This window comes from Streptococcus oralis subsp. tigurinus (genome assembly GCF_002093545.1).
Lineage (GTDB): Bacteria > Bacillota > Bacilli > Lactobacillales > Streptococcaceae > Streptococcus > Streptococcus oralis_C.
In genome coordinates, this window is the sequence record NZ_LNVF01000028.1 from 1 (window position 1) to 200 (window position 200).

The window sequence follows — 200 nt, forward strand, 5'->3', positions numbered from 1 at the left end:
GACCCGCACGAAAGGCGTAATGATTTGGGCACTGTCTCAACGAGAGACTCGGTGAAATTTTAGTACCTGTGAAGATGCAGGTTACCCGCGACAGGACGGGAAGACCCCATGGAGCTTTACTGCAGTTTGATATTGAGTGTCTGTACCACATGTACAGGATAGGTAGGAGTCTAAGAGATCGGGACGCCAGTTTCGAAGGA

At 50.0% G+C, this 200-nt stretch carries 1 rRNA gene; it reads left to right on the forward strand.

Features of this window, described 5'->3' with window-relative positions:
* A 23S ribosomal RNA gene (locus ATE34_RS10905) occupies positions 1-200 on the forward strand; the annotation flags it as partial.